This window comes from Streptomyces sp. NPDC001617 (assembly GCF_053596855.1).
The window spans coordinates 98,404-121,481 of record NZ_JBSFHA010000007.1 but is presented as its reverse complement, the minus strand read 5'-3'; the positions used below and the strand labels follow the sequence as shown (position 1 = coordinate 121,481).

Sequence of the window (23,078 nt, the reverse complement as noted above, 5' to 3'; positions counted from 1 at the left end):
GGTGCTCGTCAGAACGTCACAGACAGAGCAGAACGCTCGCGGCGCTGATGCAGGAGAGCAGGCTGGCCGTGGAGGCGCCGCCGCCACCGTCCGTGTGCTCGTCGGATTCCATGGTCTGCAGGTCGAGCAGTGCCATTTCTTGTCCTTCCTTCTTCTCTGTCACCCGTGGGGACGGGGTTGCGTCACGACTCCGTCAGGTCGCGGAGCCGCGTCTTCGTGGGCCGCCGCAGCGGCGGGAGGAACGGCAGGTGAGCGGAGCCTCGGGAGGCCGCGTCGAGCGCGAGCAGACACCCTGCCGTTCCGGTCGCGAGGTCCATGGAGAGCCGCATCATCTGGTGCCCGGGGAAGGCCAGTTGGCCCTCGTACGCCATCGCGTACCAGCCCAGTGCGGCGATCTGTTCGGTCAACTGCCGCTGGGTCGCCTCCGGCTGTGTGGTGCGGCCGAGGTGCAGGATCATCCCGGCACGGCCCTGGAAGAGACCGGGCTGCGCGTAGAAGCGGGAGGTCGCGGCGGTGAGGATACCGGCACGCGCCTTCTCGAACTCCGCGTCGGCGGTGTGCGCGAGATAGTCGTCGAGGACCATCCCGATCCCTGCGCTGCCGTCCCCGAGATACGGCAGGGTCCGCCAGCCCTCGTCGACCTCGAGGCCGCCACCGCTCTTCTGCACGACACAGCTGTCCAGATCCCGGCGCAGCGCCACTCCGGCAGCCTCCAGCAGCCGTTCGTCGCCGGTCCGCTCGTACTGCCGCAGCAGGAACAGCGCGGGCCCGCTCGCCCCTCGCAGCAACCCGGCCCGCCGGCGCCGCACCCCCGTCTCGGGCAGCGGTTCCGCGAGACGTCGTACGAGAAGGTCCGCGACCTCGGCGGCACGCTCCCGCAGCTCCGACTCGCCCGTGGTGCGCGCCAGTTCGCCGAGGACCAGGCCGAGGCCGGCCAGGCCGCCGTCGAGGTCGGAGGAGAGGTGCCGCCACTTCTCGGCGACGATGCCCTCGACCAGGTCCAGGGCCCGCCGGCGGTGGCCGAGCCGGGCGAGGACGTGGGCGACGCCGGCGAGACCGTCGTAGAGGCCGAGCGGCGTGCCCGCCGGCGCCGGGTCCGTGTGGGCGAGGAGCCAGCGCTCGCCCTCCTCGTAGCGCTCGGCGCCCGCCTCGGCGAGCGTGTACAGCACGCCGGCCGCGCCGTGGGCGAGTCCGAGGCCGCCGCCGTCGGAGAACTGGGCGATGTCGCCCGGGAAGAGCCGGTCGTCGCGCTCCGGGGTGGCCGAGGCGAGGATCGCCTTGACCATGGAGTCATGGCTGTGCGGCCGGTCCTCGGGGCGGACGAACGCCGGTGCCGCCACGCCCCCGCCCCGCGTGATCTCGGCGACCGCCTCGTCCAGGAACTCCCTCGGCACGTCCGGGAACTGCTCGGCGACCACCTCGGCGAGATGGGCCGCCTTGCCCCGGTCGACCACGAACAGCGTGGTCACGGGCAGGAACAGCGCGAGCCGTAAGCAGGCCAGCGCATACCGGTCGACATCGGTGCCGGTGCGGTCGGGCGGGGCGAAGAAGCCGGGGTGGGCGACCACCTGGCGGCCGTTCTCCGTCACCGGGGCCGCCGCCTCGAAGTCGATGAGGAAGACCGACTCCTCGTCCGGCGCGACCATGATGTTGAAGACGTGCAGGTCGTTGAAGACGATCCCGCGCGCGTGCACCGCCTCCACCGCGCGCTCGACGGCCCCGTGGATGTGCACCGCCCACTCGGCGTAGGCCCGCACGGCATCCGGGTCCGGGTCCGGCGTCAGCAACGGATGGCGCTCGGCGAAGAACGAGTTGAGCGGACGCCCCTCGACGAAGTCCATGACCAGGAACCGGTGGTCGCCCAGCGTGAACCAGTCCCGCACCTCGGGCACCACACCGGTACCCGCCACCTGCTCCAGCGCGGCCTTCTCCCGCTCCAGCCGCGCGATCGCGTCCGCCCCGTCCGAGGCCAGCCCCGCGTGCGGCCGCCCCTCCTTGAGGACCACCTTGCGCCCGTCACGGGTGTCGGTGCCCGCGTACACCCCGCCGCCGTTGGAGAAGTGCATCGCCTTCTCGATCCGGTACGGCAGCTCGCCCACCGTCGTGTTGTTGCGCGCCGCCAGATGCGGCTGGAGGAACTCCGGCAGCGTCACCCACGTGGGTACGTCGAAGGACGGTGCCCTGCGGTCCGGCACCAGCCGGCCCTCGCCGTCCCGCACCGCCGGCACGAGCGAGCCCCGCTCGTCGACGGTGAAGGTGCGCGCGAAGGCGCCGTAACGGACGTAGAGCGGACCCTCGTACCAGCGGAGATCGGTGAGGATGTACGGCCCCTCGAAGCCCTCCAGCAGGCTGCCCAGCTCGCGCAGTACGAGGTGCAGCTGTTCCTCGTCGGCCGGGTAGATCGTGACGAACTTGCCGCTGGTGTCACGGCCCGCGTACTTGGTGTTGCGCAGATGCAGCAGATGCGGTCCCGGCACGAACTTGAACGGGATGCGACGCGGTACGCAGTGGTCCCACACGATCGCGGCGATCCGCTCGGCGTTCTCCCGGGTGGCCGAGGCGTGGATCTTCCAGCCCTGGGACGGCCCCTCCACCGGGTTCCCGTCCGCGTCCAGCGGCGTCAGCGTCAGCCAGTCGCCGATCCGCGCCGCCGCCCAGCCCTCGGGCACCTCACGGCGGGCCGTGTCGAACTCGGGCGCGGACTGCTCACCGGCCGCCGAGAGCCGGTCCGGCGTCTCGTAGAAGTGTCTGTCCGCCAGTGCGTACACCTCGTACCGCTTGTCCATCGAACCCCCTCCGTGGCCCGGCATCGACACTTCCAGCCATCGGACGGCCCGGGACAGTCACGTCTGTCACGAGATCACCGTGCGGTACGCATGCGTCAAGTCATGTTCGGTGCGTTTCGACCGGACACGCCCACTGACCTCCACGGAATGCTCACAGGGGCTGCGCACGCGCCACATACGCGCTGTAATTGCGGACGTGGTCACTGAGGGCGCGGAGGGACGCAGAACGAGAATCCTGCGTGCCGAGGCTGCCCTGAAAGCGTTCACGAGCGGTCCGGCCTCGCCCGAACGGGTCCGTCGTGTGCTGGAACAGACGCTCGTCTACGCCGGTGCGGCCTGCGCCGCCGTGTACTCGCCGAGCCAGGACGGCGAGCTGCTGTGCCTGGTCGAGTCGGCGGGTGTGCCGCGCACGCTGTTCGGGCTGCGCGACAGCTACCCCCGCTCCGGACACTCCGCGGTGGCCGACGCCCACCGCTCGGGCGGCGCGGTCTGGCTCGGGCCCAAGGAGCTCGCCGAGGGCGCGGAGGCCCGGCGCACGCCCTCGCGGGACTTCCATATGGCGGTGCTGCCCGCGCACGGGGACGACGGCGGAGGCTGGCTCCTGGCCATCAGTGAGCGCCCCGACGGCTTCGACACCGACGACCGCAAGTGTCTGGAGCTGATCGCCGACATGGTCGGCAGCCCCGCCCCGTCCCGCGGCACGGAGGGCGGCGAACTGCCCGCGGGCGCCTTCAGCCTGGCGATGGACACCGGCCGGGTCGAGGTCGGCGACGACATCCTGGGGCTGTTCGCCCTCACCCGGGACGGGTTCGACGGCAAGGTGGAGACCCTGCTGGGCCTGACCGTGCCGGAGGACCTGCCCTCACTGATGTCCGTCGTCGAGGCCGACCACATGTCGATCGGCGAGCGCGAGCTGGAGTTCCGGGTGCTGCAGCCGTCCGGACCGCCGAAATGGCTGCGACTGCGCGGGCGTCTGGTGCCCGGCGGCGAGGGCCGGCCCGCGCGGCTCGTGGGAACGGTCGCCGACGCCTCCTCGCTGCGCTCCGACGTCACCGACGTGGCCCGCGTCCAGCGCCTGGCCGCCGCCCTCGCCACCGCCGGCACCGTCCGCGACGTCAGCCAGGCCGTGGTGGCCGCCCTGCGCAAGCCGCTGCGGGCCGACCGTATCGCGCTCGCCGAGCTGGAGGGCGACCGGCTCGTCGTCACCGTCCTCGACCCGCCCGAGCCGGAGTCGTGGCCCGAGCTGTGGCGCCTGGAGTGGCGCTCCGAGTGGCCCGACGCGCCGGTGCGCGCCATGCCGACCCTGGCCGCCGCGTTGCGCGAGGGCCGCGCCCAGATCTGGCCGGCCGGCACCGCCCTGGAGGACGCGCTCGCCGACGTCGGCCCCGGCGGCCTTGCCGTCCTGCCGCTCCCGGCCGGCAACCGCATGGCCGGCGCCTGCGTCATCGGCTGGGACACCCCGCACGACTTCGGCCCCGACGAGCGCGCCCTGCTCACCGCCTCCGCCGGCCTGGCGGGTCAGGCCCTGATGCGCGCCCACGCCTTCGACGCCGAGCACGAACTCGTCGGCATGCTCCAGCGCCAGCTGCTCCCGCGCCGTCTGCCCAAGCTGCCCGGCGCGGTCGCCGTCGCCCGCTATCTGCCCGCGACCGCGGGACTGGAGGTCGGCGGCGACTGGTACGACGTGATCCCGCTGCCCGGCAACCACGTCGCCCTCGTCATCGGCGACGTCCAGGGCCACAGCACGGCCGCCGCCACCCTCATGGGCCAGATGCGCACCGCCCTGCGCGCCTACGCCGTCGAGGGGCACCCGCCGGACGTGGTCGTCTCCCACGCCAACCGCCTGCTGCTGGACATCGAGACCGACCTCTTCGCCACCTGCTGCTATGTCGACGTCGACATGGAGGAGGGCTCCGCCTGGTACGTCCGCGCAGGCCACCTGCCGCCGGTGCTGCGTCACCCGGACGGCTCCACGGAGATCCCGGAGACGGACGGTGGACCGCCCCTCGGCGTCATGGCCCAGGCCGACTTCCCGCTGAGCGTGCTCCGGCTGCGCCCCGGCACCCTGGTCGCCCTGACCACCGACGGCCTCGTGGAGTCCGCGGAGACGGACATCGACACCGGTCTCGACCGCCTCGCCCACGAACTCTCCGTGTCCGACCCGGCCCACCTCGGCCTGGTCGCCGACGCCCTGCTCGGCAACGCCCACCGCAGCGACGACGTCGCCCTGCTCCTGCTGCGCTACGACGGCATGGCACTGCGTCCGCTGCGCGAGAGCTGGACGGTGTGGCGCGTCCCCCAGGCCGTCGGACACGCCCGCCGCTTCACCCGGCGCACCCTGCGCTCCTGGGGCGTGGCCCAGGACGACCAGGACACCATCCTGCTCGTCGTGTCCGAGCTGACCACCAACGCCCTCGTGCACACCGGCGGCCAGGTCCGTCTGGACCTCACCCTTCTCGACAACCTGCTGCGCGTCTCGGTCGCCGACACCTCGCCCCGCACTCCCGCCCAGCCGACCAACATCGGCTGGGAGGCCACCGGCGGTCGCGGCATCCTCCTCGTCGAGGCCATGTCGGAGACGTGGGGGTCCGTTCCGGTCAGCGGCGGCAAGCAGGTGTGGGCCGAGATCGGGCTCAGCCGTCCGTGACGTTGGCCGTGATCAGCCGCAGCAACTGCTTGGCCAGGGCGTCCTGTTCGGGCGCTCGGGACCGCCTGAGCAGGGTGGTGCGGCTGCTCACCGAGGTCGGTGACCCCGAACAGACCACCGTGGCCTTCGCACTCGGCGATGACCTGGTCACCGTGGCCGCCGAGGACGACCTGGACAGCGCGATCCGCCTCATGCGCGAGCACGCCGTGCGCCGTGTCCCGGTCGTCGACCCCTGGCCGCCCCGTCGGCATGGTCTCCCCGGGCGACCTGGCGATGGAGCGCGACCCGGAGTCGGCCCTCGGCGGTATCAGTGTTGCCCGGCCCCCACCCGAGCACTCGAACGGGGCCCACGGGCGGGTGTTTGCCGCGGCTCCCTCGGTGCGGGCCGTCGGCGTGGTGTTTGGCCGGGGAGCCGCCGGGGACTCGGTCGGCAGACTCTGACGCAGAAGGAAGATGAACCGTCGTGACCGCGCACGCCAGTGAGAAGCCCGTCGTCCGTCGACCGGAGACCGGCTGGTCGAAGGCCCGGCGTCTGCGGGGCAAGGGTGTCCTGCGGACCTGTCTGCCGGCCGTCGTCGACGAGGCCACCACCCGAACGGCCCTCTCGGGCACGGACGGGAACATCGTGCGGGGCGAGGACTGACCGGCTCCCGCGCCGCCCGCCCCTCAGCCGCCGGCACAGCACGGTCGTAGCAGCAGGCCGTCCGACGAAACGGACGCTTTACGGCGATCGACGCTATGGTGAAGCAGATGAAGGCTCTTGTGCTGTCCGGCGGTGCCGGTACTCGATTGAGGCCGATCACGCATACGTCGGCCAAGCAGCTCGTGCCCGTGGCCAACAAGGCTGTTCTCTTCTACGGACTGGAGTCCATCGCCGCCGCCGGTATCACCGAGGTCGGTGTCATCGTCGGTGACACCGCCGAGGAGATCCAGGAAGCGGTCGGTGACGGATCCAAGTTCGGTCTGGAGATCACCTACATTCCCCAGGAGCGGCCCCTCGGGCTGGCCCACGCGGTACTGATCGCGCGGGACTGGCTCGGCGACGACGACTTCGTGATGTATCTGGGTGACAACTTCATCGTCGGGGGCATCACCGCCCTCGTCGACGAGTTCCGCAGAAACCGGCCCGACGCCCAGATCCTGCTCACCCAGGTGGCCGACCCCCGCTCCTTCGGCGTCGCCGAACTCGACGGCTCCGGCCAGGTCATCGGCCTGGAGGAGAAACCCGAGCACCCCAAGAGCGACTTCGCCCTCGTCGGCGTGTACCTGTTCACGCCCCTCATCCACGAGGCCGTCCGCGCCATCCGCCCCTCCTGGCGGGGTGAACTGGAGATCACCCACGCCATCCAGCACCTCATCGACGACCGAGCCGACGTGCGCTGCACGGTCATCAAGGGGTACTGGAAGGACACCGGGAACGTCGTCGACATGCTCGAGGTCAACCGGACCGTCCTGGAGGCCATGGACCGCCGTATCGACGGCGAGGTGGACGAGGAGTCCGAGACGATCGGGCGGGTCGTGGTGGAGGAGGGCGCGCGGGTCGAGCGCTCACGGATCGTCGGCCCGGTCGTGATCGGCGCCGGGACCGTCGTGCAGGACTCCTACGTCGGCCCCTTCACCTCCGTCGCGGAGAACTGCCGGATCACCGACAGCGAGCTGGAGTTCTCCATCGTGCTGCGCGACTCCTCGATCCTCGGGGTCGGCCGGATCGAGAACTCCCTCATCGGCCGGCACGTCGAGGTGACCCCGGCCCCCAGTGTCCCCAGCGCCCACCGTCTCGTCCTCGGCGACCACAGCAAGGTGCAGATCCATACATGAACCTTCTCGTCACCGGTGCCGCCGGTTTCATCGGCTCCTGCTACGTCCGCACCCTGCTCGCCTCCGCGGTGCCCGACGCGCCGACGATCACCGTGCTGGACAAGCTCACCTACGCCGGCAACCTCGACAACCTCGAACTCGACCATCCCCGGCTGGAGTTCGTCCAGGGCGACATCCGCGACGCCGAACTGGTCGACAAGCTCGTCGCCGAGGCCGACCAGGTGGTGCACTTCGCCGCCGAGTCCCACGTGGACCGCTCGATCAGCGGCGCGACCGACTTCGTCCTGACCAACGTGGTCGGCACCCAGACCCTGCTGGACGCGGCCCTGCGCCACCGGGTCGGCCCCTTCGTGCACATCTCCACCGACGAGGTCTACGGTTCCATCGGGGAGGGCTCCTGGCCCGAGACCCACCCGCTGCAGCCCAACTCCCCGTACTCCGCCTCCAAGGCCTCCTCGGACCTCCTCGCCCTCGCCTACCACCGCACCCACGGCCTGGACGTCCGCGTCACCCGCTGCTCCAACAACTACGGCCCCCACCAGTACCCCGAGAAGGTCATCCCGCTGTTCGTCACCAACCTCCTGGACGGCAAGAAGGTCCCGCTGTACGGCGAGGGCCTCAACGTCCGCGACTGGCTGCACGTCGAGGACCACTGCCAGGGCGTCGAACTGGTGCGCACGAAGGGGCGCCCGGGGGAGGTGTACAACATCGGCGGCGGCACCGAACTCAGCAACAAGGAGCTCACCGGGCTGCTGCTGGAGGCCTGCGGGGCCGACTGGGACATGGTCGAGTACGTCGAGGACCGCAAGGGCCACGACCTGCGCTACTCGGTCGACTGGAGCAAGGCCCGGGACGAACTCGGCTACCGCCCGCGCCACGACTTCGCCACCGGCCTCGCCGACACGATCGCCTGGTACCGCGACAACCGCGCCTGGTGGGAGCCCCTGAAGCGGCGGTCGGCATGAGGTGGCTGGTCACGGGGGCCGGCGGCATGCTCGGCCGGGACACGGTCGACGAACTGACCCGGCGCGGCGAGGACGTCACGGGCCTCGACCACGCTGCCCTGGACATCACCCGGCAGGACGCGGTCGAGGCGGTGCTCGCCGACCGGCGCCCCGACCTCGTCGTCAACTGCGCCGCGTACACGGCCGTCGACGACGCCGAGACCGACGAGCAGCAGGCCCTGCGGATCAACGGCGACGGACCCCGCCACCTCGCCCGCGCCTGCGCGGCCCTCGGCGCCCGTCTGATCCACGTCTCCACCGACTACGTCTTCGCGGGCGACGCCGACACCCCGTACCCGGAGAACCACCCCACGGCCCCGCGCACCGCCTACGGCCGTACCAAGCTGGCCGGAGAGCTGGCCGTGGCCGAGGAGCTCCCCTCATCGAGCGCAATCGTGCGAACCGCTTGGCTCTACGGGGTCCACGGGCGTAGTTTCGTCCGCACGATGATCGACCTGGAGTCCCGTCGCGACACCCTCGACGTCGTCGACGACCAGCGCGGTCAGCCCACCTGGAGCGCCGACGTCGCCGCACGCGTCGCCGACCTCGGCCCCCACGTGGGCCGGGGCGCGAGCCGTGTCCTGCACGCCACCAGCTCCGGCGAGGCCACCTGGTGCGAGCTGGCCCGCGAGGTCTTCCGCGGCCTCGGCGCCGACCCCGACCGGGTGCGGCCGGTCGGCAGCGAGGCCTTCCCCCGCCCGGCGCCCAGGCCCGCGTACAGCGTCCTCGCCCACGGCCGCTGGCGGGAGCTCGGTCTGCCGCCGCTGCGCGACTGGCGCGCCGCCCTGCACGAAGCCCTTCCCCTGATCCGCAAGGAGTCCCCTTCGTGAAGCGTCACGAATTCCTGCGGGGCCTGCACAAGGCCACCGCCAACCGCAACTACCTGGAGATCGGAGTCAACGACGGACGCAGCCTCAAGCTGTCGAGGGTGCCCAGCATCGCGATCGACCCCGCCTTCAAGGTGGTCACGGAGATCAAGTGCGACGTCCACCTGGTGAAGGCCACCAGCGACGACTTCTTCGCCCGCGACAACCCCCTCGCCCACCTCAAGGGCGGCCGCCACCCGGTGCGCAACCTGCGCCGGGGCCGCAGCCCGCTCGGGTACTGGCGGCGCACCACCCTCGACCTGTCCTTCATCGACGGCATGCACCTGTTCGAGTACGCGCTGCGGGACTTCATCAACATCGAGAAGCACGCCGACTGGTCCAGCGTGATCGTCTTCGACGACATGCTGCCGCGCAGCATCGACGAGGCCGCCCGTGACCGGCACACCGACGCCTGGACCGGTGATGTCTACAAGGTCATCGAGATCCTGAACCGCTACCGCCCCGACCTGGTGACGGTCCTGGTCGACACCCAGCCCACCGGCCAGCTGGTGGTCTTCGGCGCCGACCACACCAGCACCGTCCTCAAGGACAAGTACGACGAGATCATCGCCGAGTTCGAGGTGCCCGACCCGCAGAAGGTGCCCGAGGCGGTTCTGGAGCGCGTGAAGGCGGTCAAGCCGGAGACCCTGCTGGAGGCCGACTTCTGGCGGCCGCTGGTGCGCGCCCGCAACCGGGGCCTGAAGCGTGGCCGCGGCTGGGACGCGCTGCGTACGGCCCTGGAGCCGTACGCCGTCAGCCGCTGACGCCCCGGAGCGTCTCGTAGTAGGCGGTGCAGGCCTCGTACGACGGCAACAGCCCGGCCTCCCGGGCCTCGGCCAGCGACGGGGCCTCCTCGTCCTTCGGCGACAGCCGCGGAGTGATGCCCTCGGGCCAGGTGATGCCCAGGTCCGGGTCCAGGGCGTGCACGGCGTGCTCGCGCTCGGGCGCGTAGCCCTCCGACGTCAGGTACACCACGGTCGCGTCGTCGGTCAGGGCCATGAAGGCGTGCCCGAGCCCCTCCGCGATGAACAGGGCGTGCCGGGTGTCGTCGTCGAGGCGCACCGCCTCCCACTGCGCGAACGTGGGTGAGCCGACACGCAGGTCGACCACGACGTCCAGGATCGCGCCGCGCACGCAGCTGACGTACTTGGCCTGCCCGGGCGGCACGTCCGCGAAGTGCACGCCGCGCACCACGCCCCAGCGGGAGACCGAGCAGTTGGCCTGCTTGAGGGAGAGGTCGTACCCGGTGGCCTCGCGGAACTCCTCCCCGCGATACCACTCGTGGAAGCTGCCCCGCTCGTCCGGGAAGACCTTCGGTTCAAGCGCCCAGGCGCCCGCTATCCCTAGTGATCGCACGCTGTCACGCCTTTCGAGCCTTGGAACCGGATGCCGTACGCCGCCCGAGGACCGCGGCGAGCACTCGCCGTGCCTTGCGGGCCAGTCGGCTCAGAGCCGACGGTCCGGGGTTCGGTACCACCTTGACCGAGTCGGTGTCCGCACGCAGGGCGAGCGGCAGCGGGAGGAAGCGCGGTTCGGCGGCGTCGGGCGCCGCGGAGAACGCGGTCCGCCAGGTCGCGCCGCTCAACTCGCCGACGGGCAGGGCCACTTCGAGCAGCGCCCCCTCCCCGGACGGGGACAGTGTGCCGGTCGTGTCCACGGAGCGGCCCGACGAGGTCAGCCGCAGCAGTACGGAGGTCTCCTCGTGGACGTGCAGCGGCAGGGGAGCGCGGAGCCGGGCCCCGGAGACGCTGACGGTCTCGAGGTCGAGCCGCTCCAGGCCGAGGCGCTTGTTCGCGCGGTCCACGTCCAGGGAGAGGTTGTCGTGCGGGTCGGTCCAGTACGGCAGCACCACATGCCCGCCCACGACGGCGGCGGGCGCGGCGGCACGGGCCCTGCCCGGCCCCGGTCCGATCCGCGCCTCCTTGCTCCAGCCGCCCAGCCTGACCCGGGCGTAGGTGTCCCACAACCCGACGCGCAGCGGGCCGCCGTCCACCACGGCGGCCGGATCGACGGTGGCCGTGGCCCGCAGGACCAGCCGGACGTTCCCGCTGTCCTCGACCGGCACGATCTCCCGGGTGACCTCGATGGGCTGGAAGTACTGGGCGGCGGTGGACCGTTCGCGCACCAGCAGGTCCAGGGTGGCCTTGCCGAACCGGTCGACGGTGTCCGCGCAGACCCAGATCTTGGCCTCGGCGACGTCACGCGGCGGCCCGTCCAGCGGGGCGCGGACCCCGCCGCCGGGGAACGCCAACGCGGCGCCGCCCGCCGTGAATTCGGCGGCCACGTCGATCCGTAGTTTGCCGTCCCGCCACTCCAGCTTCCCGGGCGCGGGCTTGAGGGTGAGCCCGGCCTCCCACTCGGCGAACGCCACCACGTCGTCGTAGCGGTCGGCGGCGATCAGCGCGGCGACGACCTGCTGGGTCGCCTGCAGACCGGCCGCGACACCGGGACCGAACCGCTCGCCGGCGATGTGGTGGATCTCCTCGAACAGCTTGCGACGGTAGTCCTCCGGCATCTTGAGGAAGCGTTTGCCGCGCAGTCGCTCCACCATTTCCACCCGCAGCCACCGCCGGTGCAGGGAGTCGCGCACCGGCCCCGGCTCGGTGTACTCCTCGACGACGTCGAGGGCCTCGCGCAGGTTCTTGAAGTAGCCGACGGGATCGAACTGTTGGATGCCGGCGTTCGCCTCGTCGTCGCGCCGGATGTGGTAATAGCAGACGTAGTCGCCGATCACGGAGACGTTCGCGGCGCGCAGATACGCCTCCACCACGAAGACGTGGTCCTCCAGCCGCCGCCGGCCCTCCGGGAAGCGCAGACCGGTCTCGTCGAGGAACGCCTTGCGGAACATCTTGTGCGGGGTGAGGCTGTCGATCAGCGGGGCGTTCTCGACGGAGGCGCGCGGCCGGTTCTTGCGGAACAGCTCCACCGGCACCTGACGGCCCTTGCCGGCCATCTTGCCGACGATCACATCGGCGCCGTTGGCCACCCCGTAGCCGTACATCCGCTCCAGGGCCTCGGTGCCGAGGCTGTCGTCGTTGTCGACGAACATCACGTACTCGCCGCGGGCGGCCTCGATGCCGACGTTGCGCGGCTTGCCCGACCAGCCCGAGGGCTCCTGGTGGATCACCCGGACCCGCGGCTCCTTGGCCGCGAGTTCGTCGAGCCGGGCCGGCGTGGCATCGGTGGAGCCGTCGTCGACGAAGATCGCCTCGTACTCGTCGGGAGGCAGGGACTGCTCCAGCAACGAGGTGATGCAGTCCTCGATGTAGGGCCCCGGGTTGTAGACCGGGACGATGACGCTGACCTTGACCGGCATCGGGCTTCCGAGCCCCCTCGGTTCGCTTGCCGTGCGTGATGGTGCGGTGGCCAGATGCTAACCCGGCCGGGGACCCCGGCCCCACTCCGCCCCTCCCTCGAACGCCCGTTCGTGGTCGGATCAGCCGTGCGTCTTGGCGAGCAGCTCCAGGATCTCGGCCGTGGTGCCGGTCTCGCCCAGCCGCGGGAAGATCCGCTCCACGCTGTTGAGATGGGCCTCGGGGCTCATGTCGCTCATCGCGTCGGTGGCCAGAGTGACGTGATAGCCGTGCTCGTACGCGGCCCGCGCGGTGGACTCCACGCCGATGCTGGTGGCGATGCCCGTCAGCACGATCTGTGTGACACCGCGGCGGCGCAGCTGGACGTCGAGGCCGGTGCCGTGGAAGGCACCCCAGTTGCGCTTGGTGACGGTGATGTCGCCGGCGTGCCCGGCCAGTTCAGCGACGATCACGTCCCAGCCCTCCGGACGGGTCCCGCCGCGGCCGGCCGCCTCGGTGCGGCCGGGGACCATGTCCCCGCCGTCGGCGGCGAAGGAGACCCGGACCAGCACCACGGGCAGCCCCTGGGCGCGGAAGGCGTCGGCGAGCTGCGCCGAACGGGTGACGACCTCGGCGCCGGTATACGGCTGGACGGGGGCGGCGGCGATGCCGGCCTGGAGGTCGATCACGACGAGGGCGGTGCGCGGGTCGAGAGCGGTGACGGTCATGGGTCAGGCCTTTCCTGAGCGTGCGCGTGTGCGGAGGGAACGGTCGGGCAGGGCGGTCGCCAGGAGCAGCGCCGACCCGGCGAGCATGAACAGGGCCAACTCGTGCAGCCCGGGCGTGTCGGTGCGGTGGGTGAAGAAGGCCGCGGTGGCGGCGCAGGACCCCAGCGCGCCGAGGTACGAGACGGTGCGCGGCAGACCGGCGGCCGGGGCGCTGCGCTCCGGCTCGGCCTGCCGGTAGTTCTGGGTCGCGAGCCCGATCAGGCCCCGAGGCAGGCCCATCACCGCCGAGCGGTACCCGACGGGCCGGTGCCGACGAGATGCGGGCGGCGAGGCCCGTACATGTCCATGAGCCGCCCGGCCACCGGCTGACCGACGGCGGTGGTCAGGTACAGCCCCGGGACCAGCCACGCCGTTTGGGCGGACGGCGCGCCGGAGGCGACACCTATGGGCACCAGTGCGACGGCGATCATCGAAGTCGACCGGGTTGGGCACGGACCCGAGGGGCATCGGCGCGACGAGCCGCCGGTCGAAGCCGTTGGAGGGAGGAGCCGGCCTTCGTTCGGTGCTCGGTATCACGGCTTCGTGAGCCGTTCCAGCAGTGCCAGCCCCGCCAGGAGCGTGTGCCGCTCGTCCTCGGTGAACCGGTCCTGCACGGCCCGGGCCAGCCACTCCTCGCGCGCCAGCCGGTCGCCCTCCACACGCTGCCGGCCGGCGTCGGTCAGCGTCACGAGCTGGCGGCGGCCGTCGTCCGGGTCGGGGCGGCGCCGGATCAGCCCCTGGCGGTCCAGGGCGCCGAGTGTGGTGGCCATCGACTGCGGTCGTACGCCCTCCGCGGTGGCCAGCGCACTCGCCGTCGCGGCGCCGTGCTTGGCGACCAGGGTGAGTGCGGAGACCTGCGACGGGGTGAGTTCGTCGTCCTCCGCGACCTCCCTGATCCGGCGGCGCAGCCGACTGAACACAACGCGCAGATCACGCGCGGCACGCGCTGCGGAGCCGGTGATGCTCTCGGGAGGATCGGTGGCCGTTGGGTCCATGCCCTCACCGTAGGGCCGTCAGCTGAAACTGTCCAGTCTGAACTGAACAGTTCAGTCTGTAGATCGAATCACTGATCGACCATCGGCCCGCGCGGCTCGGCCCGCGCCCCGAGCGCGCTGGGACCTTAGGCTGGCCGCGTGCGCCTGCTGCTCATGTCCGACACCCACCTCCCGAAGCGGGCAAGGGAACTGCCCGCGCGGCTCCTCGCCGAACTCCCGCGCGCCGACGTCGTGTTCCACGCCGGGGACTGGGTGGACACCGCCACCCTCGACCTGCTGGAGAGCCGCTGCCGCGGACTCGTCGGCGTGTACGGCAACAACGACGGGCCGGACCTGCGGGCCCGGCTGCCCGAGGTGGCGTACACCGAGATCGGCGGCCTGCGCTTCGGCGTCGTGCACGAGACGGGAGCGGCGCAGGGCCGTGAGGCGCGCTGTGCGGCCCGGTACCCGGAGCTGGACGTGCTGGTCTTCGGGCACAGCCACATCCCGTGGGACACCACCGCTCCCGGCGGGTTGCGCCTGCTCAACCCCGGATCGCCGACCGACCGCCGACGTCAGCCCCACTGCACGTACATGACCGCCACGGTCGGCGACGGGCGGCTCACGGAGGTGGAGTTGCACCGCCTGCCGCCGCGGTAGGGCCCGGTTTCGGAGCGGCTGCCCGGGGCACCCGGCACGGTCGACGATCCGGTCCCGTCCGAGGGACTGTCAGACCCGGCTGTACCAAAGAGGCGGGCGCGGTCGCCGGGCAGCCCGGTGACGGGGCACGTTTCGTCCGGGGCTTCCACGCCGTCGCGCTCGGCGCCGCCGGCCTCTGTGCGGCCGCCGCGGTGCCGGCACTGGTCCTGTTGCCCGGTGTGCTGTTCCCGGGCGGCGAGAGGTGACCCGATCGGCGCGACGCACGAAGGCCGGGCCGCCGCACAGGTGGGCAAGCGGCCCGGGCGCTGCGAGTGTGCGCTGTCACGGACCTCCTTCCCGCAGAGGTGCTGTGCGGAGGCATGATGCCTCGTTGTGCGGTGGCTACCCCTTTCGGGCCGCCCCACACATCCGCATCCGGTGATTTTCCCGGGCCGTCACCCGACCTGCGCCGGAGGACGGACGGCTCCCCCGGAAGGATCACCTCCGCCGCCGGCGCCGCACACGCGCGACGACCAGCGCCACCACCACGACCGCCGCGACCCCCACGGCCGCACGCTTGGCCACCGGCACCCCGGCCGTGCGCAGCAGGTCGAGCGGCTCGGCCTCCGTCGGCTCCTCCTCGGCCTCGGCCGGGGCCTGCTCGGGTTCGCCCAGCCGCTGGGACAGGCACTCGGCGAACTGGCCGACGAGCCGGTCGCCCACCTCCGCCATCACCCCGCGCCCGAACTGCGCCGGACGTCCGGTCACCGTGAGGTCGGTACGCACCGACACGGCCGTACCGCCGTCGTGTTCGGCCAGGGTGCCGGTCACCGTGGCCCGCGCGGTGCCCTGGCCGCGGGTCTCCCGGCCGCTGGCGATCAGCACCATGCGGTGCGCGGTCTCGTCCTGCTCCTCGAAGACGGCGGTGCCCTTGTAGGTCACGGTGATCGGGCCCACCTTGACCTTCACCGAGCCGGCCACCGTCTTGCCGTCGTACTCCTCGACGCTCGCCCCGGGCATGCAGGGCGCGACCCGCTCGATGTCGAGGAGCGTCCGCCAGGCGTCGTCGACCGGGACCGGCACGGTGAACTCGTGGTGCAGTTCCATGACTTCCTCCAGTGGGTTACGGCGACGAGTGGATCGTCCCCGCGGTGGCCGTCAGCGGGGCGCCGCTGCCACCCCAGCGCAGCGCCACGATCTCGGCGGCGACGGAGACGGCGACCTCCTCGGGCGTACGGGCGCCCAGGTCGAGGCCGACCGGGGAGCGCAGTCGGGACAGCTCGGCCTCGGTGAGCCCGGCGTCGACCAGGCGCTTGAGGCGGTCGTCGTGGGTGCGGCGACTGCCCATCGCACCGATGTAGGCGGCCGGTCGGCGCAGTGCCTCCTCCAGCAGCGGCACGTCGAACTTGGGATCGTGGGTGAGCACGCAGACGACAGTGCGCTCGTCGGTCTCGGTGCTCTGGAGATAGCGGTGCGGCCAGTCGACGACCACCTCGACGGCGCCCGGGAAGCGCTTCGGCGTGGCGAAGACCGGGCGGGCGTCGCAGACGGTGACCCGATAGCCGAGGAAGCTGCCGATGCGGGCGACCGCGGCCGCGTAGTCGATGGCGCCGAAGACCAGCATGCGCGGGGGCGGGGCGAAGGAGTGCAGGAAGACCGTGACCGCGTCCTCGCGGCGCTCGCCGTGCGGGCCGTAGTGCCGCAACCCCGTGGCGCCGAGGGCGAGTTCACCCCGGGCGTCGGCGGTGACGGCCACGTCGAGGCCGGTCGAGCCCAGTGTGCCGGACACCTCCTCCGGCCAGACGGCGAGGGTGGCCCCGATGCGCGCCGGGCCGTCCGTCACCGTCGCCACGGTCACCGGGCGGCCCGCGGCGACGGACTCCGCGACGGCCGTGAAGCCGGGGTCGGTCTCGTGCGTGACGGGCCGGACCAGCAGGGTGATCTCGCCCCCGCAGGTCAGCCCCACCGCGAACGCGTCCTCGTCGCTGTACCCGAAGGTCTCCAGCCGGGCCTCCCCGCTCTCCACGACCTCCTTGGCGAGCTCGAACACCGCGCCCTCCACACAGCCCCCGGACACGCTCCCCACGGCCTCGTCACCGGGCCCCACCGCCATCGCCGCACCGGGATCGCGCGGCGCGCTGCGGCTGACGGCCACGACCGTCGCCAGCCCGAACGGACGGCCGGCCGCATACCAGTCGCTCAGCGCCGGAAGAATGTCACGCACGTTCCGCTCCTTCCACCGGGGCCGGTTCGGCCCCGCGTACCACCGCCGCCAGCCGCTCCAGCGCCGCCAGGCTGTGCCCCTCCACGAAGGCGTCCACGCTCGGCAGCGCCGCCGCCATCCCGGCCGCCAAGGGAGCGTAACCGGGCCGCGCCTTGCGCGGATTGGCCCAGATCACCCGGTGCGCCAGCCGGTGCAGGCGTCGCATCTGGGCACCGAGCAGCTCCGGATCGCCACGCTCCCACCCGTCCGACAGCACCACCACGACCGCCCCGCGCGCCATGCCCCGCTGCCCCCAACGGTCCAGGAACTCGCGCAGCAGCTCACCGAGCCGGGTGCCACCGCGCCAGTCGGGCACCGCCGCACCGAGCGCGGCCATCGCCAAGTCCGGGTCGCGGTGCGAGAGTTCGCGGGTCACCCGGGTCAGCCGGGTGCCGATCGTGAAGACCTCGGTACGGGCGCCGCGGCCGGAAGCGGGCGCGAACCGGAGCAGGGCGGCGGCGTGGGCGAAGCGCAGCAGCACATCCGCGTACGGTGCCATCGAGCCGCTGACGTCCACGAGCAGCACGACCCGACGCGGCCGGGCGGTCCGGGCGCGGTGACGGAGCTGCGCCGGCTCCCCGCCACCGCGCAGCAGCTCCCGCACGGTCCGGTGCGGATCGACCGGCCCGCGCCGGGCGGGCCGTCGCCGCGCACTGCGACGCGTCTCGCCGCGCAGGGTGAACGCGGCCAGCAGACGCCGTAGTTGCTCCCGCTCGGCGGCACCGAGTTCGGCGACGTCGCGGTGGCGCAGTACCTCGGTGGAACTCGCGAGGGCGGCCGCGGGTGGAGCCTCGTCCCTCGGGTCCCGGGCGGTCGTACGAGGCACTGGACCGTCCCCCACGACCAGCCGCAGCCGAGGCGGGGGAGCGGCGGCCACCGTCCGCGCGGTGGACGGACCCTCGCCGAAGTAGGCGGCGAACACCCGCTCGTAGCGCTCCAGGTCGTCATGCCCGCCGCAGAGCGTCAGCCGCCCCGCCCAGTACAGGTCCGCCCGCATCCCGGGCCGCAGCTGGTCCACCGCCCGGACGAAGGTGTGCAGGCGTTCGGCGCTCGCGTCGACCCCGGCCGCTCGCAGGGCGCGGGCGAAGCCGAGGAGGACGGCGTCGGCACGGGCGCCGGGTTCGCGTGGGTCGAGTCGTGGGCCCGCCCGGAGGGCCGCGTCGGCCCAGCCACCGACCGGTCCCCCGCTCCGGCTCTCCGCCCGCCGTCCACCGTCCACGCCGCTCAAGCCCCTCGCGCCGCAAGCACCGCGGCCAGGTCCAGCCCCCGCGCCCGGTCCGCGTCCTCCCGGTACTTCAGCACCGACCCCAGCGTCGCCACCGCCAGCTCCGCGTCGACCTCGCTCGCGCCGAGCGCGTCCAGGGCCTCGGCCCAGTCGATCGTCTCCGCCACACCCGGCGGCTTGAGCAGGTCCTGGGCGCGCAGCGCCTGCACCAGCGTGGTCACCTGCTCCGCCAGCCGGGCCGAGACACCCGGCAACCGCCGCCGTACGATGGCCAGTTCGCGAGCGAAGCCCGGGTGGTCGAACCAGTGGTACAGGCACCGCCGCTTCAGCGCGTCGTGCACCTCCCGTGTGCGGTTCGAGGTGAGCACGACCACGGGCGGTACCTCGGCCCGCAGCGTGCCCAGCTCCGGGATGGTCACCGAGAACTCCGACAGCAGCTCCAGCAGGAACGCCTCAAACTCGTCGTCGGCCCGGTCGATCTCGTCCACCAGGAGCACCGACGGCTGTGTCTCCAGTGCCTTGAGCAGCGGCCGGGCGACCAGGAAACGCCGGTCGTACAGCTCGCCCTCCAGCCGGTCGGCGTCCTTCACCCCCGCTGCCTCGGCGGCCCGCAGATGCAGCAGCTGACGCGGGAAGTCCCAGTCGTACAGGGCCTGCGAGGCGTCGATGCCCTCGTGGCACTGCAGCCGGATCAGCGGCGCACCCAGCGCCTCGGCCAGGGCCGACGCGAGCGCGGTCTTGCCGACGCCCGCGTCGCCCTCGCAGAAGATCGGCCGGTGCAGTCGCAGGGCCAGGAAACAGGCGATGGCCAGCCCGTCGTCGACGAGATACCCCGTCTCCTCCAGACGGGCCCGCACCTGTTCCGGGCCGTCGATGCCGTGCCTGTCCGTGATCGGTCCTCACCCCAATCCGGAGGCCGCCAGCACCGCCCGCCGGGTCAGCACCCGTGCCAGATGCTCCCGGTACTCGGGCGAGGCCGATGTGTCCTGCGACGGGCGGGTGCCCTCCGCCGCGGACTCCGCGGCCCGCGCCACGGCGTCCGCGTCACCGGCTCCGGTCAGTGCCTGCTCGGCCGCCGAGGCCCGCAGCGGGGTCGAGGCCATGTTGGTGAGGCCGATCCGCGCCTCGGAGATATGGCCGTCGTCGCGCCGCACCAGCGCGGCCACGCCGACCGTCGCCCAGGACTGGGCCACCCGGTGGAACTTCTCGTAGTGGAAGCCCCAGCCGTCCGCCTTCGGCACCCGCACCTCGACCAGGAGCTCGTCGGGTTCGAGCGCCGACTGGAGGTAGTCGACGAAGAAGTCGCCGGCCGCGATCGTGCGCCGCCCGCGCGGCCCCTGGGCCACCAGCTCGCCGTCCAGCGCCAGCACCACCGCGGGCAGGTCACCGGCCGGATCGGCGTGCGCGAGCGAGCCGCCGAGGGTGCCCCGGTGCCGTACGGCGGGATCCGCGACCGTCGCCGTGGCGGCCGCCAGCAGGCCCGCGTGGCGGCGGACCAGGGGGTCGTGGATGACGTCGTGGTGGGTGGTCATCGCGCCGATGACCAGCGTGGAGCCGTCCTCGCGCACCCCACGCAGTTCGGGGACACGGCCGACGTCCACGACCAGCTCGGGGAAGGCCAGCCGCAGCCGCAGCAGCGGCAGCAGGCTCTGACCACCGGCCAGCACCTTCGCGTCCTCGCCGATGTCCGCGAGCGCGCTCACCGCGTCGTCGACACTCGTCGGACGGACGTACTCGAATGCCGGAGGAATCATGACTGAGCCTCCTTCCCGGACCGAACCGCCCGCCACACCCGCTCGGGTGTGCAGGGCATCCGGATGTCGTGGACACCGAAGGGCCGCAGCGCGTCCACGACGGCGTTGACCACGGCGGGCGTCGAAGCGATCGTGCCCGCCTCACCGACTCCCTTGACCCCCAAGGGATTCGAGGTGGCCGGGGTCTCCGTCCGCTCGGTCACGAAGTCGGGCAGGTCCGCCGCCGACGGCACGAGATAGTCGGCCATCGTGCCGGTGACCAGGTTGCCCTCGTCGTCGTACACGGCCTCCTCGTACAGCGCCTGGGCGATGCCCTGCGCGATGCCGCCGTGCACCTGCCCCTCGACGATCATCGGGTTGATCACCCTGCCGACGTCGTCGACACTCACGTACGACCGAATCCGCGTCTGCCCGGTCTCGGTGTCGACCTCGACCGCGCACAGATGGGTGCCGTGCGGGTAGGAGAAGTTGTCCGGGTCGACCAGGTGCTCGGCGTTGATCGACGGCTCCATGCCGTCGGGCAGGTCGTGCGAGGTGAACGTCTCGAAGGCGACCTCCTGGATCGTCTTGCGGGCGTCCGGCGAGCCCTTCACGGAGAACACGCCGTTCGTGAACTCCAGGTCCTGCTCGCTCGCTTCGAGCAGATGCGCGGCGATCCTCCGCGCCTTCTCGACCACCTTCTCCGCCGCGTGGTGCACCGCCGATCCGCCCACCACCAGCGACCGGGACCCGTAGGTGTCCATGCCCTGCGGAGCCGCCTTGGTGTCGCCGTGCACGACCTCGACGTCCTCGAACGGCACGCCCAGCACATCGGCGGCGATCTGGCTCCAGCTGGTCACATGGCCCTGGCCGTGCGGGCTGGTGCCGGTGACCACCTCGACCTTGCCGGTCGGCAGCATCCGGATGCTCGCCGCCTCCCAGCCGCCCGCCGCGTACCGCAGATCGCGCAGCACCCGGCTCGGTGCGAGCCCGCACATCTCGGTGTACGTCGACACACCGATGCCGAGCCGCACGGAGTCACCCCGGTGATTGCGGTCCGCCTGCTCGGCGCGCAGCTTGTCGTAGTCGAAGAGGGCGAGCGCCTTGTCGGTGGCGGCCTCGTAGTTGCCGCTGTCGTAGGTCAGTCCCGCGATCGACGTGTACGGGAACTCCTCGTGCCCGATCCAGTTCCGGCGCCGCAACTCCACCGGATCCAGGCCGAGTTCGACGGCGAGCTCGTCCATGATCCGTTCGATGGCGTACGTCGCCTCCGGGCGCCCGGCGCCCCGGTAGGCGTCGGTCGGCGTGCGGGTGGTGAAGACGCCGGTGCAGGTGAAGTCGTAGGAGTCCATCTTGTAGATCGCCGGGTACATGAAGGCGCCCAGGATCGGGATGCCGGGTGTCACCAGCATCAGGTACGCGCCCATGTCGGTGAGCAGGTCGACCTTGAGGCCGAGCAGCTTGCCGTCCCGGTTCGCGGCGATCTCGATGTCCTGGATCATGCCGCGGCCGTGGTGGGTGGCCAGGTAGCCCTCGGAGCGGGATTCCGTCCACTTCACCGGCCGGCCGATGCGGCGGGCGACCGCCAGGGCGAGGGCCTCCTCGCCGTACACCTGGAGCTTGGAGCCGAAGCCGCCGCCCACATCGGGGGCGATCACCCGGATCTTGTGCTCGGGGATGCCCGTGACCACGGCCATCATGACCCGCAGGACGTGCGGGATCTGGGTGGACGAGTACAGCGTGTACTCACCGGACGCGGCAAGCGGGGTGACCACGACCGCGCGCGGCTCCATGGCGTTCGGGATGAGCCGCTGGTGGTGGTAGCGGCGCTTGAGGGTCACCTCGGCGCGCTGCCGCACGGAGTCGTAGTCCTCGCCCGTCTTGAGGGGCCAGACGTAGCAGCGGTTGGTGCCCTTGTCGGAGTGGACCAGCGGGGAGTCGTCGGCGAGGGCCGCCTCCAGGTCCAGGACCGGGGGCAGCGGCTCGTAGTCGACCTCGATCGCCTCCAGGGCGTCGGCCGCCGCGTACCGGTCGCGGGCCACCACCACGGCCACCGGGTCGCCCGCGTGGCGCACCTCGTCGACGGCGATCGGCGGGTGGTCGGGCAGCACGATGTCCTCGGTCACCGGCCAGGCGCACGGCAGGGAGCCGAGTCCCTCCGCGAGGTCGGCGCCGCTGAACGCGGCGATGACACCCGGGCGTTCGAGCGCGGGGGAGACGTCGACCCGCTCGATGCGGGCGTGGGCCATCGGACTGCGCAGGATGGCCAGGTGCAGCAGGCCGTTGACGCTGATGTTGTCGGTCCAGTTGGTCTGGCCGGTGATCAGCCGGGCGTCCTCCTTGCGGGGCCGGGCGCGCCCGACCTCGTGTTCCACCGTCTCACTCATGCCGGAACCTCCTGTTCGGAGGCGGCCTGCACGGCCCGCACGATGTTCTGGTAGCCGGTGCAGCGGCACAGATTGCCCTCGAGGGCGTGCCGGATCTCCTCCGTGGTGGGATGCGGGTGCTCGCGCAGCAGGTCACGGGCGGCCATCAGCATCCCCGGAGTGCAGTAGCCGCACTGGAGGGCGTGCTTCTCGTGGAAGGCCTGCTGCAGGGAAGTGAGTTCTCCGTCGCGGGCCAGCCCTTCGACCGTCGTCACCTCACCTCCGTCCGCCTGGACGGCGAGGACGGAGCAGCTCTTGACGCTGACGCCGTCCAACTCGACTGTGCACGCCCCGCAGTTCGAGGTGTCGCAGCCGATGGGGGTGCCGGTCAGGCCGAGGCGATCGCGCAGGTAGTGGACCAGGAGGAGGCGGGGTTCCACGTCGTCCTCGTACGTCGTGCCGTCCACCTTCACCGAGATGTGGGTCATGTGCCCTCCAGAGACTGAGCGGGCGGAGTGAGGGGATCAAGGGGAAACAACGTCCGATCGTGATGTACGTCACTCTATGACCGCGCACGTGAGGCTGCGAGTGCCACGGCGTGGTTCGTTGAGCGTTAATCGATTGCCCGTGGCGGACCGGCTCTGCTGGACTCCTGGAGACCCGTCGTCCCGTCACTCAGCGAGGAGCACTCATGCGC

At 72.1% G+C, this 23,078-nt stretch carries 22 protein-coding genes and 1 pseudogene; 8 read left to right on the top strand and 15 right to left on the bottom strand.

Features of this window, described 5'->3' with window-relative positions; genetic code table 11:
• Positions 1-16: 16 nt before the first annotated feature.
• Together ACWC09_RS08315 and lanKC are read right to left on the bottom strand one after the other, a co-directional pair.
• Positions 17-136: a SapB/AmfS family lanthipeptide gene (locus ACWC09_RS08315; protein ID WP_450849740.1), complete on the bottom strand. Its 120-nt coding sequence runs from the start codon at positions 134-136 to the stop codon at positions 17-19.
• Between the two features lie 46 nt (positions 137-182).
• A complete protein-coding gene (lanKC, locus tag ACWC09_RS08310) occupies positions 183-2,786 on the bottom strand; it encodes a class III lanthionine synthetase LanKC (protein WP_450849739.1) in 2,604 nt (867 codons plus the stop codon).
• 196 nt (positions 2,787-2,982) lie between these two features.
• On the opposite strand from lanKC, the gene ACWC09_RS08305 reads away from it, so the two are divergent.
• From ACWC09_RS08305 to ACWC09_RS08275, 7 genes and pseudogenes are all read left to right on the top strand, one after another.
• Positions 2,983-5,433, top strand: a complete 2,451-nt coding sequence (locus tag ACWC09_RS08305) for a SpoIIE family protein phosphatase (protein WP_450849738.1) — start codon at positions 2,983-2,985, stop codon at positions 5,431-5,433.
• A gap of 74 nt (positions 5,434-5,507) precedes the next feature.
• Positions 5,508-5,757: pseudogene (locus ACWC09_RS08300) on the top strand (CBS domain-containing protein); the annotation flags it as partial.
• A 139-nt stretch (positions 5,758-5,896) separates the two neighbouring features.
• A complete protein-coding gene (locus tag ACWC09_RS08295) occupies positions 5,897-6,076 on the top strand; it encodes a hypothetical protein (RefSeq protein ID WP_450849737.1) in 180 nt (59 codons plus the stop codon).
• 107 nt (positions 6,077-6,183) lie between these two features.
• On the top strand, positions 6,184-7,251 hold the full coding sequence (locus ACWC09_RS08290; RefSeq protein WP_450849736.1) for a glucose-1-phosphate thymidylyltransferase: 1,068 nt from the start codon (positions 6,184-6,186) through the stop codon (positions 7,249-7,251).
• Complete coding sequence (rfbB, locus tag ACWC09_RS08285) at positions 7,248-8,216, top strand: dTDP-glucose 4,6-dehydratase (RefSeq protein WP_450849735.1); 969 nt, start codon at positions 7,248-7,250, stop codon at positions 8,214-8,216. The genes ACWC09_RS08290 and rfbB overlap by 4 nt, the downstream gene beginning before the upstream one ends.
• The gene (gene rfbD / locus ACWC09_RS08280; protein WP_450849734.1) at positions 8,213-9,085 is read left to right on the top strand and encodes a dTDP-4-dehydrorhamnose reductase; all 873 of its coding nucleotides are present in this window, start codon (positions 8,213-8,215) and stop codon (positions 9,083-9,085) included. Before rfbB ends, rfbD begins: the two co-directional genes overlap by 4 nt.
• Positions 9,082-9,885 carry a class I SAM-dependent methyltransferase gene (locus ACWC09_RS08275; protein WP_450849733.1) on the top strand — a complete coding sequence of 268 codons (804 nt, stop codon included), beginning with the start codon at positions 9,082-9,084 and terminating at the stop codon, positions 9,883-9,885. The genes rfbD and ACWC09_RS08275 overlap by 4 nt, the downstream gene beginning before the upstream one ends.
• Here the strand turns inward: ACWC09_RS08275 and rfbC are convergent.
• The 6 genes from rfbC to ACWC09_RS08245 all read right to left on the bottom strand — a co-directional run bounded on the left by rfbC (position 9,875) and on the right by ACWC09_RS08245 (position 14,176).
• Entirely contained in the window at positions 9,875-10,477 is a 603-nt protein-coding gene (gene rfbC / locus ACWC09_RS08270; protein WP_450849732.1) for a dTDP-4-dehydrorhamnose 3,5-epimerase, read from the bottom strand. The genes ACWC09_RS08275 and rfbC overlap by 11 nt on opposite strands.
• Positions 10,478-10,481: 4 nt before the next feature.
• Positions 10,482-12,437: a glycosyltransferase family 2 protein gene (locus tag ACWC09_RS08265; protein WP_450849731.1), complete on the bottom strand. Its 1,956-nt coding sequence runs from the start codon at positions 12,435-12,437 to the stop codon at positions 10,482-10,484.
• 120 nt (positions 12,438-12,557) lie between these two features.
• Positions 12,558-13,142, bottom strand: a complete 585-nt coding sequence (locus ACWC09_RS08260; protein ID WP_450849730.1) for a hydrolase — start codon at positions 13,140-13,142, stop codon at positions 12,558-12,560.
• Positions 13,143-13,145: 3 nt separating this feature from the next.
• A complete protein-coding gene (locus ACWC09_RS08255) occupies positions 13,146-13,424 on the bottom strand; it encodes a hypothetical protein (RefSeq protein WP_450849729.1) in 279 nt (92 codons plus the stop codon).
• Complete coding sequence (locus ACWC09_RS08250; RefSeq protein ID WP_450849728.1) at positions 13,421-13,612, bottom strand: hypothetical protein; 192 nt, start codon at positions 13,610-13,612, stop codon at positions 13,421-13,423. Before ACWC09_RS08250 ends, ACWC09_RS08255 begins: the two co-directional genes overlap by 4 nt.
• 102 nt (positions 13,613-13,714) lie before the next feature.
• Entirely contained in the window at positions 13,715-14,176 is a 462-nt protein-coding gene (locus ACWC09_RS08245; protein ID WP_450849727.1) for a MarR family winged helix-turn-helix transcriptional regulator, read from the bottom strand.
• Between the two features lie 138 nt (positions 14,177-14,314).
• Here ACWC09_RS08245 and ACWC09_RS08240 point away from each other — a divergent pair, with 138 nt between their 5' ends.
• A complete protein-coding gene (locus tag ACWC09_RS08240; RefSeq protein WP_450849726.1) occupies positions 14,315-14,815 on the top strand; it encodes a metallophosphoesterase family protein in 501 nt (166 codons plus the stop codon).
• A gap of 477 nt (positions 14,816-15,292) precedes the next feature.
• Here the strand turns inward: ACWC09_RS08240 and ACWC09_RS08235 are convergent, their stop codons facing one another.
• Genes ACWC09_RS08235 through ACWC09_RS08205 form a run of 7 tightly spaced genes read right to left on the bottom strand, consistent with a single transcriptional unit; the run spans position 15,293 to position 22,869 of the window.
• On the bottom strand, positions 15,293-15,901 hold the full coding sequence (locus tag ACWC09_RS08235; RefSeq protein WP_450849725.1) for an SRPBCC family protein: 609 nt from the start codon (positions 15,899-15,901) through the stop codon (positions 15,293-15,295).
• Positions 15,902-15,917: 16 nt separating this feature from the next.
• Positions 15,918-17,018 carry an XdhC family protein gene (locus ACWC09_RS08230; protein ID WP_450849724.1) on the bottom strand — a complete coding sequence of 367 codons (1,101 nt, stop codon included), beginning with the start codon at positions 17,016-17,018 and terminating at the stop codon, positions 15,918-15,920.
• Complete coding sequence (locus ACWC09_RS08225; RefSeq protein WP_450849723.1) at positions 17,011-18,276, bottom strand: vWA domain-containing protein; 1,266 nt, start codon at positions 18,274-18,276, stop codon at positions 17,011-17,013. The genes ACWC09_RS08230 and ACWC09_RS08225 overlap by 8 nt, the downstream gene beginning before the upstream one ends.
• Before the next feature lie 5 nt (positions 18,277-18,281).
• Positions 18,282-19,175, bottom strand: coding sequence for an AAA family ATPase (locus tag ACWC09_RS08220; RefSeq protein WP_450849821.1), 894 nt, complete (start codon positions 19,173-19,175; stop codon positions 18,282-18,284).
• A gap of 6 nt (positions 19,176-19,181) precedes the next feature.
• The gene (locus ACWC09_RS08215) at positions 19,182-20,036 is read right to left on the bottom strand and encodes an FAD binding domain-containing protein (protein ID WP_450849722.1); all 855 of its coding nucleotides are present in this window, start codon (positions 20,034-20,036) and stop codon (positions 19,182-19,184) included.
• A complete protein-coding gene (locus tag ACWC09_RS08210; RefSeq protein WP_450849721.1) occupies positions 20,033-22,402 on the bottom strand; it encodes a xanthine dehydrogenase family protein molybdopterin-binding subunit in 2,370 nt (789 codons plus the stop codon). Before ACWC09_RS08210 ends, ACWC09_RS08215 begins: the two co-directional genes overlap by 4 nt.
• On the bottom strand, positions 22,399-22,869 hold the full coding sequence (locus tag ACWC09_RS08205; protein ID WP_450849720.1) for a (2Fe-2S)-binding protein: 471 nt from the start codon (positions 22,867-22,869) through the stop codon (positions 22,399-22,401). The genes ACWC09_RS08210 and ACWC09_RS08205 overlap by 4 nt, the downstream gene beginning before the upstream one ends.
• Positions 22,870-23,078 lie beyond the last annotated feature (209 nt).